Genomic DNA, 18,476 nt, shown 5'->3' on the forward strand with positions numbered 1-18,476 from the left:
CCAGACGCCCGCGGGTTCCGGCTCAGTCGCCCTACTCGCTGTCGTCGCGCCAGGGAGCCACGTCGACCTCGTTGCCCTCGGGGTCGGCGAGCGTCCACCACTCGGGCGCGTGGTCCCCGTTCGCGATGCGGCCTCCTGCGGCGAGTGCGGCGGCGATCCTCGACTCGACGACGTCGCGGGGGACGTAGAGGTCCAGGTGGATCGTGTTGCGCTCGGGGCGCGGGGCGGCGATCCGCTGGATCCAGACGTTCGGGCTCAGGGCCCGGGGGTCGGTGAGGTCGGCGTCCTCGACGGGGGAGTAGCCGAGCACGGCCCGCCAGAACGGACGCACCGCCTCCACGTCGACCGCGTCGATCGCGATCTGCAGACTCTGCACGAGGGACGGGGCGCCGCTGAGTCCGAGCTCGCGGGCGGCGGCAGAGATGCGGACGGCCAGTGCGGCGTCGCGGCCGCTGATGTCGCCGACGTCGTGGCTGATCAGGCGCACGGCGACGCCTCCATAGCGCAGATCGACGTCGGGGTGGTGGTCCGCGGCCTCGGCGATCTCCGCGACGGCGGCGACGAGGGCCGCGCCGTCGGCGAAGGAGCGTGTCGGGAACCAGGCTCGCGCTCCGTCGCCGACGACGCGCCAGTCCTCGGTCCCGGGGACGGCGCGGAACGCGCGGGGCGAGAGTCGATCGGTCATGCCGCAGTTGTACGCCGGATCCGACGCGGCGCGCCACCGTCACCCGCGGACTCGTGCAGGCGCCGTACGGGACCGGCTCGGTACCGTAAGGGGGAGGACGGCCCGTCGAGGCCGACGAGCGGAGGACGACACCATGGCGCAGACCAAGGGCGGCAAGGCCGGCAGCGACAAGGCGGTCGAGAAGCGGGCGAAGAAGGCTCTGAAGAAGGCCGAGAAGTCGGTCCGCGCGGCGCACGAAGCGGTGCGCGACTCCAGCAAGAAGCTGCGCAAGAAGGCGCGGAAGCTCGCCGAGCAGACCGAGAAGCTGCAGCGCAAGCAGGCCAAGGCCGCGAAGAAGGCGGAGTCGGCCGAGCGGGGCACGTCCACCAACGAGCCGAAGCACGCGGCACCGGTCGCGGTCGCGGCGCCGAACACCGATCCGGAGCGGACCCCCGACCTCACTCCGCCGCTGCCGAGCGCGCCGCACGAGGACGAGCCCGTCGTCGACTCCGACCCCGAGCACACTCCGGACCTGACTCCGCCGCTGCCGTCCGGGCACTGACCTCCGCAGGTCTCTGCAGAACCTCGGCCGGGAGTGCTCGTCAGCCACAGTCGTGCGCGACGACCCCTCCTGGCCGAGGTTCTGCGCGCCACGCCGCCGGCGAAAGTGAATAGCCGGTAAATACATCCGGTGAGGTCGCCACACGGCCCTCCGGCAGGCGCATCATTCCTGCGTGGATCCCTTCGTTCTGCTCGTCCTGGTCGTCGTCACCGCTCTCGCGTTCGACTTCACCAACGGCTTCCACGACACCGCCAACGCGATGGCCACGTCCATCGCGACCGGTGCGCTGAAGCCGAAGGTCGCCGTCGCACTTTCCGCGTCCCTCAACCTGGTGGGTGCGTTCCTCAGCATCGAGGTGGCGCTGACCGTCACCAACGCGGTGGTGAAGATCCAGGACTCGTCCGGCGCACCGGACCCGGCGCTGCTCGAGGGCGGCGGATCCGCTCTGCTGCTGATCGTGCTCGCCGGGCTCATCGGCGGCATCATCTGGAACCTGCTGACCTGGCTGCTGGGACTGCCGTCGAGCTCGTCGCACGCCCTCTTCGGCGGGCTGATCGGCTCGACGCTCGCCGGCCTCGGCGTCGACGGGGTCAACTGGGCCGGCGACGGCTCGAAGCTCGACGGTGTCGTCGGCAAGGTGATCCTGCCGGCGCTGATGTCGCCCGTGCTCGCCGGAGCGGTCGCGGCGATCGGCACCTGGCTGGTCTTCAAGGTGGTCGGCAACCTGGCCTCGAAGAGCCTGGACCACGGCTTCCGCATCGGCCAGATCGGCAGCGCGTCCCTCGTCTCGCTCGCGCACGGCACGAACGACGCGCAGAAGACCATGGGAGTGATCACGCTGGCGCTGATCGCGGCCGGCGGCTGGAGCGACACCGGCTCGGTGCCGTTCTGGGTCAAGCTCAGCTGCGCCCTCGCCATCTCGCTCGGCACCTACATCGGCGGCTGGCGCATCATCCGGACCGTCGGCAAGGGCCTCGTCGAGATCGACACCCCGCAGGGAATGGCGGCCGAGAGCTCGTCGGCCGCGGTCATCCTCGCCTCCAGCCACCTCGGCTTCGCCCTCTCGACCACGCACGTCGCGACCGGCTCGATCCTCGGCTCCGGCGTCGGACGCCCCGGCGCCCAGGTGCGCTGGCGCGTGGCGCTGCGGATGGTGATCGCCTGGGTGATCACGCTGCCCGCCGCCGGGCTCGTCGGCGCGGTGATGTGGTGGATCGGCCACCTCGCGGGCGGGGCGCTGGGCGGCCTGCTGATGGCGGCGATCCTCGTCGCGGTGGCCGTGCTGATCTACGTCCGCTCGCGCCGCGACGCGATCGGCTCGCACAACGTCAACGACGAGTGGCAGGACTCCCGCCGCCCGTCGGCCGAGACCCTGAACGTCTGACCCCCCCCCGAGATCTGAGGAGTAGCACCGTGCTCGCACTGTTCTTCGAGGCCGCCGGTCAGGTGGCGCTCGTCGCCGTCCTCCTCGGGGCCGGCCTGCCCGTCCTCTTCGCGCTGGGCGTCCGCTCGTTCGCGGTCGCGGGCGGTGCCTCCGGCGAGCAGCCGCGCCTCCCCGTGCCGCTGCTGCGCGTGCTCGGAGTCGCCTGCTTCGCGATCGTCGTGCTCGCGGTGGTCGTGGGGCTGAGCATCATCCTCGCCACGGGCTTCGGCCAGGAGGTTGACTTCACGCACGTGATCCCCGTCTTCGTCCCGAAGGACTGAGCATGAGCGAGCAGGTGACCGAGGGCGGTCTCGTCGCCCGCGTCGTCGGCTGGCTGCGGGCGGGCTACCCGGCCGGTGTCCCCGAGCAGGACTACGTGCCGCTGCTCGGCATCCTGCGCCGCAGCCTCACGCCCGAGGAGGTCGAGCAGGTCGTCGAGCGGCTGGTGCACGACGCGTCCCGAGCGTCCGCGGCGGGCGTGCCGCTGGATCGCGCGCGGCTCCGACTCCGCATCGAGGAGATGCTGCTGGGCCCCGCGCTGCCCGAGGATCTCGTGCGCGTCTCCGTCCGTCTCGCGAGTGCGGGATGGCCGCTCGGGCTGCCGGAGGCGGACGCGCCGCAGGTCGGACTCGTCACCCGGATCGTGCGCTGGCTGCGCGCCGGCTACCCGGCGGGGCTGCCCGAGCAGGACTTCGTGCCGCTCGTGGCGCTGCTGCGCCGGCGGCTGACCGACGAGGAGGTCGCGGAGGTCGCCGCGGGGCTCGACGCCGAGGGCGCGCTGCCCGCGAGTCGGATCGACGTGGCGGCGGCGATCGCCCGCGTCACCTCGGAGCTGCCGTCGGACGCCGACGTCGAGCGCGTGCGACGCCTCGCTCGCGGAGCGCGGCTGGCCGGAGGACTTCCCGGGCTGAGCTGCGGCACGGCGATCCCGCCTCGAGGAGGAGCGCCGGAACGCGACTCTCGAACCCTCGAGGGGGACGGAGCGCCGCTGAAGGTGTTCGCTGACGAGGAGGGAACCGCGGATCCGGCCTCCGAGGCACGCGTGAACAGCTCTCACCCTCGGTTGCGAACCGCTCTCCCCGCAGAAGCGAGGTCTGCAGCCTCGAGTCCGGCTGATTTCTCCGGATCCGCGGGCGAGCGACGGGGGTGGGGATCATCCGGGCACGGTGCATCGGCACCGGCGCTCAGTCGAGCAGCACTCGCGACGGGTACGCGTCGTGGCTGAAACAGAGGGTGAGGCCCGACGCCTCGAGGCGCAGCAGCTGCTCGGAGGTGCGGTGGTGGGCCGCGGGGTCGTCGCTGATGAGGCGGGGGAGCGGGCGCAGGCGGTCGGACCACTCCAGGAACTCGCGGCCCCAGGCGGCGTCGCCGGCGAGCAGGAACCGGCCCTCGACGAGCGCGCCGAGGTGGCCGAGGGCGTGGCCCGGGAGCGGGGCCACCACGTACCGGCCGTCGCCGAAGAGGTCGGCGCCGCTCACTCCGGCGACGGTGACCACGGGCTGCTCGTCGACGACGAGGCGCTCGGAGTCGGCGAACCAGGGCGGGATCAGCGCCGAGAACACGCCGTCGGTGAGGCGGCTGCGCTCGATCCGCTCGAGCTGGCCGCGCGAGAGGACGAGCGTCGCGTTCGGGAAGTACCGCAGTCCGCCGAGATGGTCGGGGTGCAGGTGCGAGAGCACGACGACGTCGATGTCGTCGGGCTCGAGCCCCTCGCAGCGCAGCCGGGCGTCGATCGTCTCGGCGGGAGTGACGCGCGCCGGCAGGATCCGCCGGTAGAGGGCGCCGACGGGGCCGGTGCCCTGCAGGGACGGCGGGTAGCCGGTGTCGAAGAGCACGCGGCGGCCGCCGGGGTGCGCGTACAGGAAGACCGACGAGGGGAAGGTGCGGCGGGGGAGGCCCTCGCCGCGGAACACGCGGGCGAGAGGGAAGGTGGTGTCTCCGCACGCGAAGACGCGCAGGGCGGGCTCGCGCTCAGGCACGGGACGCGGCCCGGTAGTGCTCGCCGACGCGGCGGATGCCCTCGGCCAGCGGCACGGTCGGCTCGTAGCCGAGCTCGGCGCGGGCGCGCGAGATGTCGAGCGTCTGCGCGTAGGCGAGGGTGGCGACGGTGTAGCGGGTGAAGGGCGGCTCGGCGCTGCCGGGCAGCCTCGCGTAAACCCGCTCGAGCACCTCGGCCAGAGCGGTCAGGAGGCGCAGATCGACGGTGAGGAAGCGCGGGTCCTCTCCCATCGCGGCGAAGAAGGCGCGGAGCAGGTCGCCGAACGGGGTCGGCTCTCCGTTGGTGATGTTGTAGACGCTGCCGCGGGCGTGCTCCGTGCCGGCGGCGAGGACCAGCGCCCGGGCGGCGTTCTCGACGCAGGTCACGTCGACGACGTTGCGGCCGCCGTCGAAGAGCGGGATGCCGCGGCGGCGGTTCGCGGCGACGAAGCGGGGGATCAGACTCGGGTCGCCGACGCCGATCAGGCCGCGCGGACGGAGGATCACGAGCTCCCGGATCCGCCCGGCCGCGAGAGCGTGCTGCAGCACCTGCTCCGCCTCGATCTTGCTGCGGATGTAGAGGCTCATCCGGCTCGCGGGATCGAACTGGTCCTCGCGCACCAGGTGCTGGTGCCGGCGGGCCGAGTAGATGCTCGGCGACGAGACGAAGACGATGCGCGGGATGCCGGCGCGCTCGGCGAGGCCCACCATCGCCTCCGTGCCCGCGACGTTCGCCTCGCGGAAGTCGCTCCAGCGGCCCCACGGGCTCGACAGGGCGGCGGAGTGGACGAGCACGTCGGCGCGTACGGGGAGCGTCGCGAGGTCGGCGAGGTCGGCGGCGATCGTCTCGGCTCCGGCGGCGGCGAGGCGCTCGAGGGCGGGGGCGTTCCGGCCGGAGGCGATGACCTCGTCGCCCTCGGCGAGGAACGCGCGCACGGCGTGGCCGCCGAGGAAGCCGGTGGCGCCGGTGACGAGGACGCGGCGGGGGCCTGGTGCACGCTCAGCGGACATCGACGACCTCCAGGCCCTTCTTGCGGCCCCAGTACCAGAGCAGGATCCCGAGGTAGCCGAGCGCCTTGCCCTTGCGGATCGAGCAGCGGACGATCGCGCGGCGGTTCAGCCTCGCCTGCGAGCCCGGGATCACCCGGCAGACCTTCAGGTGCAGCTCGAGGTCCTCGTCGGTGTCGTCGATGCTCGAGCGCGGGAAGCCGCCGACCTCGAGGTAGAGCTCGGCGTCGATGGCGAGGTTGAGGCCGGCGATCATGAACATCCGGTAGCGCTGGCCCGGTCGGCGGTAGACGACGCCGGGCGCCCGCTCGAGGATGCGGATGAGAGCGGTGCCGATCACTCCGTCGTACCAGCGGTAGTCGGGCTCGTCGGTGCGCGGCGCGACGCGTCCGCCGACGAAGCGGAAGCCGGCGCGGAAGTCGGCCTTCAGCAGCTCGACCCAGTGCTCGTCCGGCAGCGAGTCGGCGTCGGTGCGCGCGACGACCCTCGCGCCGTGCGCGATCGCGTGCCGGAAGCCGGTGTCGGAGGCGGCTCCGGTGCCCTTCTGCGGCTCGTCGATCGTGAGCACGGGCCGCTCCGGACGCTCGGCGGCGAACGCGGCGATGACCTCGCGCGAGCGGTCGGTGCTGCCGTTGTCGACGAGCAGCAGGGTGAAGTCCTGGTCGGTCTGCGCCGCGAGGGCGTCGAGGGTGCCCCGGAGCAGCTTCTCCTCGTCGAAGAGGGGCACGACGACCCAGAAATCCACTCGGACCCCCTCCTGCCGTGACCGCTCCACCCTAACGAGCACGGAGGGCGCATCCCCGCTATACAGGGGGAGCGGCGACCTCCGACGGGCCGGCGCAGGAGGGACGCGATCGTGTCCGACGTGCTCCCCGTCCGGCTCCTGGGCACCGGAGAGGCGCTGCCTCGGCGCGTCGTGCCGACCGCCGAGATCGCCGGACTCTGCGGTCTGGACGTCGACGAGGCGATCCGCCGCACCGGAGTCGTGACGCGGCACTGGCTCGCGGACGACGAGGACCCGCTCGAACTGGGGCTGCTGGCGGCCCGCAGGGCGCTCGCCGCAGCCGAGCTCGAGCCGCGCGATATCGACGTGGTGCTGAACGCGTCGGGCACGCAGCTGCAGGCGATCCCCGACGGGGGCGCGCTGCTCGCCGCCGGACTGGGCATGACCGGCGTCTCGGCGTACTCGTTGAACGCCACCTGCCTCTCGTTTCTCTTCGCGCTGCAGGAGGCGGGGTTCCTGCTCGCCACGCACCGCGCCGAGCGCGTGCTGATCGTGTCGACGGAGGGCGGCAGTCGCGGCATCGACCTCGGCCAGCCCGAGAGCGCCCTGCTGATCGGCGATGCGGCCGCGGCGGTCGTCGTGGGGCGCGCAGCGACTCCGGGGCAGGGGATCACGACGTCGCGCTTCGCGACGCGCACGAGCGGAGTGGCGCACGCCGAGATCCGCGGGTTCGGCTCGCGGATCCGGATCGAGGAGGCGGCGGACCGGCTCGGGGACTTCCGCTTCGACATGGACGGGATCCGGCTGCTGATCGACGCGCTGCGGCACTTCCCGGCGTTCCTCGAGACCGTGCGGCCGGGGCTCGGCTCGGGCCTCCCGGGCATCGACCGGGTGGTGCCGCACCAGACGAGCGGCGCGGGGCTCGAGGGCATGGCGCGGCTGTGGGGGCGCGAGCGGATGGTGGTCACGCTGCCCGAGGTCGGCAACACGATCGGCTCCGCTCTGCCGCTGGCGCTGCATCGCGCGCGGGCGCAGGAGGGGGAGTCGCTGCTGCTGGTCGGGACGGGCGCGGGGACGCACTACGGCGCGGTGGTGCTCCAGTGCTGAGGCGCGAGGCGCTCGAGGGAGGTGCGACGTCGTGGATCTCGAGGTCGGCCGCGGTCTGACGATCCCGGCGTCGGAGCTGCAGTGGCGGTTCTCGCGGTCGTCGGGGCCGGGCGGGCAGCACGTGAACACGTCGGACAGCCGGGTGCAGCTGACGTGGGACGTGGCGGCATCCGCGGTGCTGGACGAGTCGCAGCGGGAGCGGATCCTCGAGCGGCTGGAGCGGCGGCTGGTCTCGGGGACGCTGACCGTGACGGTGTCGGAGCAGCGGTCGCAGCTGCGGAACCGCGAGGTGGCGCTCGAGCAGCTGCGGGGGCTGGTGAGCTCGGCACTGGCACCGCCGGCGGCTCCGCGCCGACCGACCAGGCCGACGCGGGGGTCGGCCCGGCGGCACGCCGCCGCCAAGCAGCAGCGGTCGGCGACGAAGAAGCAACGGCGGCGGCCGACGGGGGAGTAGCGGCTCGAGTGCCGTCGAACGCTGCGTGGTGGTGGTGGTGGTGCGGCGAGGGGTGGCCGGGCGCGTCGAGGCAGCACGGAGCGATGGAGCAGCAGGGCGGAATGGAGCAGCAGGGCGGCGCGGAGTCGGAGGCGCCCGGCGATGCGCGAGCCGACGCGCCTCAGACCGGCGCCGGCGGGTCGACGAACCGCGGTCGAGGGGTCGGCTCGGGTGGTCCTCCGGGGAGAGGCGCCGGTCGGGTGGTGACCCGGCGGCCGGTGGGAGTGATCCAGTCGGCGACCCCGTCGGGATGGAGGACGTAGGTCCACCGGTCGCCGTGGCGGACGTGGTGGTGCGCGACGCACAGGGAGGCGAGGTTGTGCACGTCGGTCGTGCCGCCGTGGCGCCACTCGAGGGTGTGGTCGGCCTCGGCGGTGGACGCGGGACGTGTGCAGCCGGGGAACCGGCAGGTCCGGTCGCGCAGCTGCAGGAGCAGGCGCATGCGCGGAGGCGGAACCCGGAGGGTGCGCCCGACGTCCAGGACCGTGCCCGTGCCCGGTGCTGCCGTGACGCAGGTGAACGTCGTTCCCGGGCCCGCGAGCTGCTGAGCGACGGCGGCAGGCACGGGTCCGTAGCCGTCGAGGTAGGCGGGGTGGTCGTCGAGCCCGGCAGCGGTGCTCGCCGAGAGCGTCACCCGCACCTCCGCTCGGATCCCCGGCACAAAGGTCGGAACGGCGGACGAGTCGCCGTCGACGGGCGTGGTGCCCGAGACGTCTCCGTCGCAGAGCAGATCGATGAGAGCGTCGGCGCGCAGCTGGGCGAGAGTGCGCCCGTCTCCGCTGACGGAACCGTCGCCGTCGCGGAGGCTCCGGGCGATGCGGTCCAGGCGGTGGAACGCGCCGACGGCAGCGGCGGCCGGCAGGTACGCCGACAGCGTCGCCATGCCGTCCACCTCGGGCGTGATCCACACCGATCGGTCCTGGCGGGCCCGGGCGTGGCGGTCGGCGAGCGGTTGCTCGTGCAGCTCCTCGCGGAGCCGCGCCACCGCGCGCCGCAGCTGGGTCGGCGTCATCGACACCGCGACCTCCGCGGCGCGCTCGTCGAAGGCTGCGCGCGAGGCCACGGGCAGGGTGGCGGCGGCGGAGCAGATCACCTGCCCGGCCTCCCAGCGGATCCGCGCCGCAGCGAGAGCCGCACGTGTGCGGGGAAGATCCTCGGTGAGCAGCTGCGCCTGCTCCAACTCCCGCGAGGCGACGCGCTCGGAGACACCGAGCGCGACCGCGAACTCGGCGCGGATCGATCGCTCGACCAGGTCCGCCGCCTCGCTGCGGCTCGCGCCTGCGCCGGGACCGCCTGCACCGCCCCGCGCGAACGCCTCCGGACAGGCGAGGGCCGCCCGATACCCGGCGTACAGCGCCTCGGCGGCGGCCAGGAGCACGGGAGCCGCGGAGCGCACGAGTCGGGACGCCTCGTCCCCGCACTCGTGCACCTGCGTGAGGGCCGCCTGCGCTGTTCCGATCTCTGCCATACGCGTATTGAATCAGGGACCACCGACACCAAGGGGGCGGTCTTCGCCCGTCGACGACGATCCGGCCTCCGGACCACCCTGTGGAGGAGACCCGCGTCGCGATCCGCGACGCGGCGGGATCGATCGTCCGGACCCGTCACCCTCGAGGACGTCGGGGCTCGGCCGTTCGTCGGCCTCTCGGCTGGAGCGCTTCGGGCGTCGGGTCCGATGCGAGTCCCGACGGTGCTACCGCCCGCCGAGGCCGACGCCGCTGTCCTCGCACGAGGCGGTCCCCGCGGCGTCCTCTCGGAGGCAGGCGCCGTCGACGAGCGCGCGCTGTCCGAGGGGTTCGCCGAGCTGAACGGTGACGGGAACGAGGTCGTTGGCGGGACAGGTCCCCCCGGACGTCCCGTTCCAGGACGCGTCCACACGGATGACGACGTCCGCCTCACCGAGGGAGACGACGGGCGGCAGGGTCGCTCCGGTGACTCCTGAGGCGCACCTCGAGGCGGCTGACGAGGAGATCCACCTGCTCGATCCGCGGCGACACTCCGGACGGATCGGCGAGCTCCCAGACCGCGGTCTCGCCGACCGGAGACTTCTCGACGACGGGATCGTCGCTCTCAGCCGGAAGCGAGCATCCGGCCAGTGAGAGCAGCGCCGCGAGGACTGCGGAGGAGAGCGGGATGCGCCGGCCGGGAGTCACGGAGCCACCATCTCCCACTTCTCCGGCGAGCGCCAGAGCGGCGAGACGGCCGACGCTCGGAGTGGACGTCCGCTGCAGCGCTCCCGACCGCCCCGCTTCACCGGGGGCGCCCGCGAGCTCCTGCGCCCGCCGCGTCCACGCGGACACGAGCAGTCCGAACCCGACGAGGGGAAACGCCGAGAGGAGTCGCGCTCCGACGGCGCTCGGGCGGACGGGTCCGGCCCCTCCCTCGACCTCCTGCGGATCGGGTCGCCCGGCGCTTGTCAACTCTCTTCACCTCCGGCGAGCGGTTTCCTCCGATCGGCGGGACGGGCCGGACCGATGAGCCCACTGATCACGCAAGGGGCGCGGTGCCGGACTTCTCGTTCCTCCGGCCGCGTCGCGCGGCGGGAGCTCTGCTCTCGGAGCTCGCCGCGACCGCGGGCCTGCGCCTCGACGGGCCCGACGTCCGGGTGACCAGCGTCACCGTCAGCGATCGCGAGGTCGAGCCGGGCGGCCTGTTCGCCGCGCTGCCGGGCCGGGGCGCTCACGGTGCCGACTTCGTCGAGCGGGCGCGGGCGGCGGGGGCCGTCGCGGTGCTCACCGACGAGGACGGCCGGCGGCGGGTCGACGGTCTGCCCGTGCTCGTCGCTCCGGATCCGCGCCGGGTGCTGGGCCCCGTCGCCGCGCGGGTCTACGGCACCGACTCCGCCCGCCCGCCGCTCTTCGGCGTCACCGGGACCAACGGCAAGACGACGACCGTGCACCTGCTCACGGCGGTGCTCGAGCAGCTCGGGCTGCGCGTCGGGCACAGCTCGACGGCGACACGGCGCAGCGGCCCCGTCGAGATCGCCAGCCGGCTCACGTCGCCCGAGGCGCCCGAGGTGCACGCGCTGCTCGCGCGCATGGTCGAGGACGGGGTGGACGCCGCTGCGCTAGAGGTCAGCGCGCAGGCGCTCACGCGGCACCGCGTCGACGGGCTGCGCTTCGAGGTCGCAGGCTTCACGAACCTCAGCCACGACCACCTCGACGACTACGCGGACATGGACGAGTACCTGCGGGCGAAGGCGCGGCTGCTGCGTCCGGAGCTGTCGGAGCGCGCCGTGGTGCTGCTCGATTCGCCGGCGGGCGGGCGGATGCGCGACCTCGCCGAGGTGCCGGTGGTCACGGTCGCGTCCGTCCCGGGCGCGGACGCCGACTGGCGGGTCGAGGTGCTCGAGGCGACGACCGACCGGACCCTGTTCCGGCTCAGCGGGCCCGACGGGTCGCTGACCACCTCCGTCCCCCTGGTCGGCCGGCACATGGCGGCGGATGCGGGACTCGCCCTGGTGATGCTGCTGTCGGCCGGGCATCCGTTCGCGGCGCTCGCCGAGGCGGTGCGCGACGGCATCGACGCGCGCGTGCCGGGCCGGTCGCTCCTGGTGTCGGGCGAGCGCGGGCCGCGGGTGTACCTCGACTTCTCGCACACGCCCGACTCGATCGAGAAGACCGTGGCGGCGCTGCGCGAAGTGACCCCGGGGCGCGTGATCGTGGTGCTCGGAGCCGACGGCGACCGGGATCCGTCCAAGCGCGGGCCGATGGGGCGGGCCGCGGCGGAGGGGGCCGACGTGGTCGTCGTCACCGATCACCACCCGCGGTCGGAGGACCCGGCGCGGATCCGGCGCGCGCTGCTCGACGGGGCGCGCGACGGGAGCGACGTGCGCGAGATCGCGGAGCCCGCGGAGGCGATCCGTGCGGCGCTGGGCTCGGCCACCGACTCCGACAGCGTGCTCTGGGTGGGGCCGGGCGACACGGACTACCGGCTGGTGCGGGGCGTCGAGGTGCCGTACTCGCCGCGCCGCGACGCACGGGAGGCGCTGGCCGAGCTCGGCTGGGGGGTGAGGGCGCCGCCTGGACGGGGTCCGGCGGGGCGTGATCCGTCAGGGACGGTGGTCCCCGGGGGTGCGAGGCCGCCGTTCGTGACGGATGGGGGCGGTCCGTGATCCGTGGCGGAGGAGCAGAGCGGAGGGACTCGACAGGAGCCCGACAGCGGGCCGGAACGGGTGGTCAGGCGGTCGCGCGGAGGAAGGCGACGGCGCGGAGGTCGGCGTCGAGCAGTGCCGCCGGGCCGGGCCCGGGATCGTCGGCGTCGACGACGTGGAGGTCGTCGCCGAGGAGGGTGATCGGTGCCGTGACCGTGGGGCCGAGGAAGCCGACGCGCGAACCCGCCCAGGACCCGAGCGAGTACGCGTCGATCGCGCCCGCCAGGAGCCTCCGGCACGCCGAGCGCAGCGCGAGGATCGCGGTCTCGTCGCTGCCCTCGACGAGATCAGGCTCTCCCGCTTCCGCGAATGCCGCGTTCAGGGCGTCGAGCACCTCCCAGACCGACGCGTCGGAGTAGAGGGAGGCGAGAGCCAGCAGCCGCTCGCCCGGAACCCCCGCCGCGACCCGTTCGACGGCCGCCGCGACGACCTGGCGGGGCCGGCAGCCGCCGAGGAGGAACTCGGCCGCGGCCTCGCGAACGGGGTCCGCGGAGGGTTCCGGCGCGAGGGCGATCGCCGCCCGCACCTCCGCCGTGATCCGCCCCGCGAGCTGATCGGCGACCTCGACGTCGAGCACCGTGTCGAACAGCGCCGCCCAGCAGGTCCGCACGTGCAGACCGAGGCAGGCGCCGTCCTGGAGCAGGAGCCGGGCGAGGTCGACCGCCTCGGGCAGGTATTCGTCGGCCGGCGCCTCCGGAAGCAGGCCCCAGAGGTCCTCCTCCGTCAGCACGGCGAGGACCGCGTCGCGCACCAGGTCCCACTCGGGATCGGCGAGCTCGGGGGAGCGCCGGTGCAGCAGCTCGCGGTGCTGCCTCTGCAGCCGTCGCAGCTCGCGGCCGTCCACTCCGATCCCCACCCCCTCGAGCATGCCAGGGCCGGCGGAGGCTCAGGCCGCCGGGCGCTCCTGGAACCAGCGGACCAGCTCGCGCAGGGCGGGCAGGGTCATGCTCGTGTCGCGGTCGCCGGCGAGGTCCTCGAACGTGGTGCGGAAGCCCTCGGGCTGGCCCTCGGCGTCGGGGACGGCGGCGTAGGCCATCGACCACTCGGGGAACAGGCGCTCGGTCGTGGACTCCTTCAGCAGGATGCGGATCGACTCGTGCCGGGGATCGTGGGCGATCGCGTCCATCCGCTCCTGCACCGCGTCGTCGGGCCCCTCGAGCACCTGGAGGAACCGGCCGTCGCGGTACAGGAGCATGCCGGTGAGATCGACGCGCCCGTTGTCGGCGCGGCTCTGCTGCAGGAGCGACGCGAGGTGCGCCTCGTCGAACGGGGCGGTGGCGCGGCTGGCGTACACGAGGGAGAGCATGGGACCGGCTTTCGAGCGGGGACGTGTCCGAGCAGTCGACCACGATCGCCCGCCCCGCGCAGGGACTGGCTGCGCGGGGCGGGTGCTGCTATCGCGGCGGGTGGGGCTCAGACGCCCTGGTCCGGCTCGTACGAGACCGAGTAGCGGCTGCTCATGCCGGGGGACGCGTGCTGGGCGGCGGTCGTGACGACGCCGTAGCCGTCGTCCTCGTACGGGTCGCTCCCGTCGACGGTGCCGCTCCCGTCGGGTGCATCGCCCTCCTCGGGCGCCTCGCCGCGCTCGCCCGGACTGCCGAGCAGCAGCCGCGTCAGCGACTCCGCCGACGAGAGCAGGGTGTCGAGCGCCGCCGCGAGGTCGTCGTCGGTCGGAGCCGCCCCGCGCAGGGCCGCCGCGAGCACGCTGCGGCGCATCAGCTCCTTGGCGAAGGAGCCGGTGGTCCCCCTCCGCGCGCTCGGCCGCGGCGTCGAGGGCCGCCTCGCTGAACGGGAGGGAGGCGGCGTACCGGCGGAACAGGCGGCGGCGGGCGTCGGGACCCGGCAGCGGGATCTCGACGCCGAGGTCGACCCGGCCCGGTCGGGCGGCGAGAGCGCGCTCGAGGACCTGCACGCGGTTGGTGGTCATCACGAAGGCCACGTCGGCGTCCCCGTCGAGGCCGTCGAGGGCGTCGAGCACCTCGAAGAGCAGCGGCTGCGGGCTGTGCGCGCGCTCCATCGCGACGAGGTCGATGTCCTCGAGGACGACCAGCGCCGGCGGGAAGGTCCGCGCGATCTCGGCCGCGGCTCCGATGAACCGGATGCTCGATCCGGTGAGGACGACCGCGGTCGTGCCCGGGGTGCGGGAGAGCAGGTGGCGCACGGTCAGCGTCTTGCCGGTGCCGGGAGGGCCGTAGAGCAGCAGCCCGCGCTTGAGGTGCTGGCCCGCCGCGAGCAGCTCGTCGCGGTGCTCGCCGATGCCGACGACGTGGTCGACGACGGACTCGAGCACGCCGTCCTCGAGCACCACGTCGCCCGCCGCGACGTCGGGCCGCGGCAGGAAGGTCGCACCCGCGTGGCGCCCGAACTCGGAGCCGGCGAACGACAGCACCTGGCCGCGCAGCACGCTGTGCTCGACCATCAGGGCGTGCAGGCGCCGGACGAACGCGGGCACGGCGTCCTCGTCGGCCGCGAGGATCTCGAGCGACGCCGCCTCGCGCCCGGTCTGCGGCATCGCGTCGCGCTGCAGCACCGCGAACGGCACGCCCTCGACGCGGAGGAGCCGCACGCCGAACGCGATCACGCGGCGGTCGGTCAGGGGGCCGGTCGCGCGGGTGGCGTAGGTCACGGGGCCCGGGGCGAAGCGGGTGTGCGGGTTGCCGAGCATCTCGCCGATGGAGGAGTGGAACCGCTGCTCGCCGCCGCCGACGCCCAGGACCGACGCCTCGGCTCCTCCGAGCGCGTCGAGGGCGAGGTCGGCGTCGACCAGGCGGTGCGGCAGGACCTCCTCGGTGGTCACCGCGAGCGTCGTCGCATCGGTGCCGAGGTGCTCGCTCACCGCGTCGCCGAGCGGGGTGCGCTCGGCCGTCTGCTCGGTGGCGGCGAGCGCCTCGACGCGCTTCAGGTAGCGGGACACGACCCGCATCAGCTCCCGGTCGGACTCCTCGAGCATGCGGACCTTCCCCCTGGCGGTCCCCCGCCGTCAGGAGCGACGCTAGCGCGCCCGGCCGCGCGGTGAGGGAACCCCGGCCGGTCGAGGGAGCCCGCAGATGCGGGTTCCCTCGACGGTCGGGGGTTCCCTCGGCACAGGCGCTCGGCGGCGGCGGCGGGACCGCGGGCGGAGCGTGCGCGGAGGAGGCGCGGAGGAGGCACGGAGGAGGCACGGAGGAACAGCGCAGACCCGTCCCCTACCGTGAGGAAGGACGCACAGGAGGAGACATCATGACCGAGCAGATCGGGATCCCCGAGGCCGCCGCACTCGAGCGGACGCGGCGCACCGTCGCGATCCTGGGCGCGGGAGGCGACCTCACCGAGCGGCTGCTGCTGCCGGGACTGGGCCGCGTCGCCGAGCTCGCTCGCGACTCGGAGGTCACCCTCATCGGAGCCGCCCGGACGCCGCAGAGCGACGAGGAGTGGCAGGCGCTCGTGCGCCGCAGCCTCGAGGACGCGGGGATCGCGGCGAGCACCGTCGACGACCTCTCCTCGCGGGCCCGCTTCGTCGCGACCGACGCCTCCGATCCCGAGCAGCTGACGGCCTTGCTCGACGCCTGCCCCACGACGCCCGTGCTCTACGTGGCCCTCCCGCCCGCGATGGGCCACGCCGTCGCGGAGTCGCTGGCCGCGATCGAGCTGCCCGAGGATCTCGTCGTCGCGATCGAGAAGCCGTTCGGCGAGGACCTCGACGACGCCGTCGCCCTGAACGCCGCACTCGCGGCCGTGATCCCGGAGGACCGGCTCTGGCGCGTCGACCACTTCCTCGGCAACGCCACCGTGATGGGGATGCTGGGCCTGCGCTTCGGCAACGCGCTGCTCGAGGCGGGCTGGAGCGCCGAGCACGTCGAGAAGGTCGAGATCGTCTACGACGAGACCCTCGGCATCGAGGGGCGTGCGAAGTTCTACGACGGCACCGGGGCGCTGCGGGACATGCTGCAGAGCCACCTGCTGATGGTGCTGGCGCTGACCGCGATGGAGCGCCCCGACGAGGTCTCGCCCGAGGACGTCCACGCGCGGATGGCCGAGGTCCTCGGGGCCGTCCGGCTCTGGCGCGACGACCCCGACACGGCCCGCCGTGCCCGCTACACGGAGGGGCGGATCGACGGCCGGCTCCTCCCCTCCTACGTCGACGAGCCCGACGTCGATCCCGACGCCGGCACCGAGACGCTCGCGCAGCTGCTGCTGCAGGTCGACACGCCGCGCTGGGCGGGCGTGCCGTTCGTCCTGCGCTCCGGCAAGGCGATCGGCGACCCGCGCTCCGAGGTCGCCGTGCACTTCCGCCCCTCGACGCCGCCCCGCGGCCTCCGCTCGACCGAGGCCGGCGCGGGGACGGTGCTCAGGATGTCGCTCACGGGCGGCGACGTCGCGCTCGACCTGCTCGTCAACAGCGCCGACGACCTGACCGGCCTCGAGCGCACGACGCTGCGGGCCGAGCCCGGCGCGGCGACCCTCGACGCCTACGCGCAGGTGCTCGCCGGCATCCTGCAGGGCGACACCCTGCTCTCGGTGCCGGGCGACGTGGCCGAGCAGTGCTGGCGCATCGTGACCCCGGTGCTCGCGCACTGGGCCGACGGCGCCGCTCCGCTCGAGGAGTACGCGGCGGGGAGCGCCGGTCCCGAGGGCTGGTGAGCGCCGACGTCCTGGCGGCTTCTCGACGGTGATCGTCCGTCGCCGCCCCTCGGGCGGCGCGGCGCGCTGGCACTGTGGAGCGGTGCGGAGGATCCGCACGCCGGAGACGGCCGACCTCGCGAGGGGGAGCGATGCGCAGGACCACGACGCCGGAGCGGCACGGGCGGACGCGAGGGGGACGCTCGTGATCACGATCCACCTGCGCTACCGGATCGATCCGGAGCAGATCGACGTCTTCACGGACTACGCGAATCGCTGGATGGTGCTGGTCGAGCGCTTCGGCGGACAGCACCACGGGTACTTCCTCCCGTCGGAGGGGGACAGCGACGAGGCCTTCACGCTCTTCACCTTCCCGTCCCTGGCCGACTACGAGCGGTACCGGATCGAGTCCCTCACCGATCCGGAGTGCCTCGCGGCCTACGAGCTGGCCCGCGACTCCCGGTGCATCCTGCGCTACGAGCGCCGCTTCCAGCGCCCGCTCTTCCCGGCCGGGGCCTGAGGCCCTCCCGCGCGGTGAGGGAACCCCGGAACGTCGAGGGAACCCGCTGTTCCGGGCTGTCTCGACGGTCCGGGGTTCCCTCACGGAGGGGGGCGGGGGATCGGCGGGGGGGGAGCGCGGCGGGACGTCAAGTCCCCTCCGGACGAGGGGCGGGTGGGGTGGACTGGGAGCGACGGCCCGAGACCCGGCCGGGGAGCAGCAGGAGACCATGCCCGATCAGTACACCTTCACGAACCCCGCGACGCAGTACCCGAACACCACCCCTCCCGTGCAGCACCAGGAGGAGCCCGGCCTGCAGTCGCGGCTCGACCCGCGGCCCGACCTGGGCGAGGACAGCTACCGCGGCACCGGCCGGCTGACCGGGCGGCGCGCGCTGATCACGGGTGCCGACTCCGGCATCGGAGCGGCGGTCGCGATCGCTTTCGCGCGCGAGGGCGCCGACGTGGCGCTGGCCTACCTGCCCGAGGAGGAGGAGGACGCGCAGCACGTGATCGAGCTGATCCGCGCGGCGGGCCGCACCGCGGTGCCCCTCCCGGGTGATCTGCGCGACCAGGGCTACTGCACCGACCTCGTCGAGAAGGCCGTCGAGGGGCTCGGCGGGCTCGACGCGGTCGTGAACGTCGCGGGCAAGCAGGTGTGGCAGGAGGACGTGCTGCAGCTCAGCGACGAGCAGTTCCTCGAGACGTTCCAGGTCAACGTCCTCGCGATGTTCCGCATCGTGAAGGCGGCGGTCCCGCACCTCGCCCCCGGGTCCACGATCATCACGACCGCGTCGGCGGAGGCGCACACGCCCGCGCCCGACCGGCTCGACTACGCGATGACGAAGGGCGCGATCAACAACCTCTCGAAGGGGCTGGCGCAGCAGCTGGCGCCGAAGGGCATCCGGGTGAACGTCGTCGCGCCGGGTCCTACCTGGACCGTGCTGCAGGTGACGGACGGCGTGGACCCCGAGAGCCTGCCGGACTTCGGCTCGAGCGAGTCGCCGATGGGCCGTCCAGCCCAGCCGGCCGAGCTCGCGCCGGCCTACGTGTTCCTCGCGTCGGCCGAGTCGAGCTTCGTCGCGGGCGAGACGCTCAACGTGAACGGCGGCATGCCCACGCCCTGACGTCCCGGCACCGACCGCCCGTGCGCGTCCGCCGAGGCCGCCCTCCTGCTGCTGGTCGAGCAGCCCCGCAAGGGCGTGTCGAGACCCACCCGCTCCCGGGCACGTGGATCTCGATACGCGCGCTCCGCGCGCTACTCGATC

Annotated in this window: 18 protein-coding genes; 10 read left to right on the forward strand and 8 right to left on the reverse strand. The window is 74.0% G+C overall.

Annotated features, from left to right (window positions below):
• Positions 1–31 precede the first annotated feature (31 nt).
• Positions 32–685 (reverse strand): VOC family protein, encoded by a 654-nt coding sequence (locus AC0CID_RS14555; RefSeq protein WP_465227357.1) that lies wholly within the window; start codon positions 683–685, stop codon positions 32–34.
• 133 nt (positions 686–818) lie between these two features.
• Here AC0CID_RS14555 and AC0CID_RS14560 point away from each other — a divergent pair, with 133 nt between their 5' ends.
• The 4 genes from AC0CID_RS14560 (at position 819) to AC0CID_RS14575 (ending at position 3,874) form a co-directional block, all read left to right on the forward strand.
• The gene (locus AC0CID_RS14560) at positions 819–1,226 is read left to right on the forward strand and encodes a hypothetical protein (protein ID WP_465227358.1); all 408 of its coding nucleotides are present in this window, start codon (positions 819–821) and stop codon (positions 1,224–1,226) included.
• 172 nt (positions 1,227–1,398) lie between these two features.
• A complete protein-coding gene (locus AC0CID_RS14565; protein ID WP_465227359.1) occupies positions 1,399–2,610 on the forward strand; it encodes an anion permease in 1,212 nt (403 codons plus the stop codon).
• Between the two features lie 29 nt (positions 2,611–2,639).
• Positions 2,640–2,930, forward strand: coding sequence for a hypothetical protein (locus AC0CID_RS14570; protein WP_207407394.1), 291 nt, complete (start codon positions 2,640–2,642; stop codon positions 2,928–2,930).
• Between the two features lie 2 nt (positions 2,931–2,932).
• Positions 2,933–3,874: a DUF3349 domain-containing protein gene (locus tag AC0CID_RS14575; protein WP_465227360.1), complete on the forward strand. Its 942-nt coding sequence runs from the start codon at positions 2,933–2,935 to the stop codon at positions 3,872–3,874.
• Here AC0CID_RS14575 and AC0CID_RS14580 read toward each other — a convergent pair.
• The 3 genes from AC0CID_RS14580 to AC0CID_RS14590 are packed head-to-tail and all read right to left on the reverse strand — an operon-like array spanning position 3,834 to position 6,379.
• Positions 3,834–4,628, reverse strand: a complete 795-nt coding sequence (locus AC0CID_RS14580; protein WP_465227361.1) for an MBL fold metallo-hydrolase — start codon at positions 4,626–4,628, stop codon at positions 3,834–3,836. The two genes, AC0CID_RS14575 and AC0CID_RS14580, sit on opposite strands and share 41 nt — an antisense overlap.
• On the reverse strand, positions 4,621–5,637 hold the full coding sequence (locus tag AC0CID_RS14585) for an NAD-dependent epimerase/dehydratase family protein (RefSeq protein ID WP_465227362.1): 1,017 nt from the start codon (positions 5,635–5,637) through the stop codon (positions 4,621–4,623). The genes AC0CID_RS14580 and AC0CID_RS14585 overlap by 8 nt, the downstream gene beginning before the upstream one ends.
• Positions 5,627–6,379, reverse strand: coding sequence for a glycosyltransferase (locus tag AC0CID_RS14590; protein WP_207407388.1), 753 nt, complete (start codon positions 6,377–6,379; stop codon positions 5,627–5,629). Before AC0CID_RS14590 ends, AC0CID_RS14585 begins: the two co-directional genes overlap by 11 nt.
• Positions 6,380–6,490: 111 nt before the next feature.
• On the opposite strand from AC0CID_RS14590, the gene AC0CID_RS14595 reads away from it, so the two are divergent.
• Both AC0CID_RS14595 and arfB read left to right on the forward strand, forming a co-directional pair.
• The gene (locus AC0CID_RS14595; RefSeq protein WP_465227363.1) at positions 6,491–7,465 is read left to right on the forward strand and encodes a 3-oxoacyl-[acyl-carrier-protein] synthase III C-terminal domain-containing protein; all 975 of its coding nucleotides are present in this window, start codon (positions 6,491–6,493) and stop codon (positions 7,463–7,465) included.
• Positions 7,466–7,496: 31 nt separating this feature from the next.
• Positions 7,497–7,919 (forward strand): alternative ribosome rescue aminoacyl-tRNA hydrolase ArfB, encoded by a 423-nt coding sequence (arfB, locus tag AC0CID_RS14600; protein ID WP_207407409.1) that lies wholly within the window; start codon positions 7,497–7,499, stop codon positions 7,917–7,919.
• Positions 7,920–8,079: 160 nt separating this feature from the next.
• Here arfB and AC0CID_RS14605 read toward each other — a convergent pair whose 3' ends face one another.
• Positions 8,080–9,426, reverse strand: a complete 1,347-nt coding sequence (locus AC0CID_RS14605; protein WP_465227364.1) for an HNH endonuclease signature motif containing protein — start codon at positions 9,424–9,426, stop codon at positions 8,080–8,082.
• Between the two features lie 427 nt (positions 9,427–9,853).
• The gene (locus AC0CID_RS14610) at positions 9,854–10,258 is read right to left on the reverse strand and encodes a hypothetical protein (RefSeq protein WP_465227365.1); all 405 of its coding nucleotides are present in this window, start codon (positions 10,256–10,258) and stop codon (positions 9,854–9,856) included.
• A gap of 203 nt (positions 10,259–10,461) precedes the next feature.
• Here AC0CID_RS14610 and AC0CID_RS14615 point away from each other — a divergent pair, with 203 nt between their 5' ends.
• Positions 10,462–12,072 (forward strand): Mur ligase family protein, encoded by a 1,611-nt coding sequence (locus AC0CID_RS14615; RefSeq protein WP_465227366.1) that lies wholly within the window; start codon positions 10,462–10,464, stop codon positions 12,070–12,072.
• Between the two features lie 64 nt (positions 12,073–12,136).
• Here AC0CID_RS14615 and AC0CID_RS14620 read toward each other — a convergent pair whose 3' ends face one another.
• Both AC0CID_RS14620 and AC0CID_RS14625 read right to left on the reverse strand, forming a co-directional pair.
• Positions 12,137–12,967 carry a hypothetical protein gene (locus AC0CID_RS14620; protein WP_465227367.1) on the reverse strand — a complete coding sequence of 277 codons (831 nt, stop codon included), beginning with the start codon at positions 12,965–12,967 and terminating at the stop codon, positions 12,137–12,139.
• A 30-nt stretch (positions 12,968–12,997) separates the two neighbouring features.
• Positions 12,998–15,061, reverse strand: coding sequence for a BLUF domain-containing protein (locus AC0CID_RS14625; RefSeq protein WP_465227368.1), 2,064 nt, complete (start codon positions 15,059–15,061; stop codon positions 12,998–13,000).
• Positions 15,062–15,330: 269 nt separating this feature from the next.
• On the opposite strand from AC0CID_RS14625, the gene AC0CID_RS14630 reads away from it, so the two are divergent.
• From AC0CID_RS14630 to AC0CID_RS14640, 3 genes are all read left to right on the forward strand, one after another.
• The gene (locus AC0CID_RS14630; RefSeq protein WP_465227369.1) at positions 15,331–16,731 is read left to right on the forward strand and encodes a glucose-6-phosphate dehydrogenase; all 1,401 of its coding nucleotides are present in this window, start codon (positions 15,331–15,333) and stop codon (positions 16,729–16,731) included.
• A gap of 184 nt (positions 16,732–16,915) precedes the next feature.
• Positions 16,916–17,230: an NIPSNAP family protein gene (locus AC0CID_RS14635; protein ID WP_465227370.1), complete on the forward strand. Its 315-nt coding sequence runs from the start codon at positions 16,916–16,918 to the stop codon at positions 17,228–17,230.
• Positions 17,231–17,438: 208 nt separating this feature from the next.
• Positions 17,439–18,335 carry an SDR family oxidoreductase gene (locus tag AC0CID_RS14640; protein ID WP_465227371.1) on the forward strand — a complete coding sequence of 299 codons (897 nt, stop codon included), beginning with the start codon at positions 17,439–17,441 and terminating at the stop codon, positions 18,333–18,335.
• Positions 18,336–18,476 lie beyond the last annotated feature (141 nt).

The sequence above is a fragment of the Rathayibacter sp. AC451 genome, assembly GCF_979253095.1.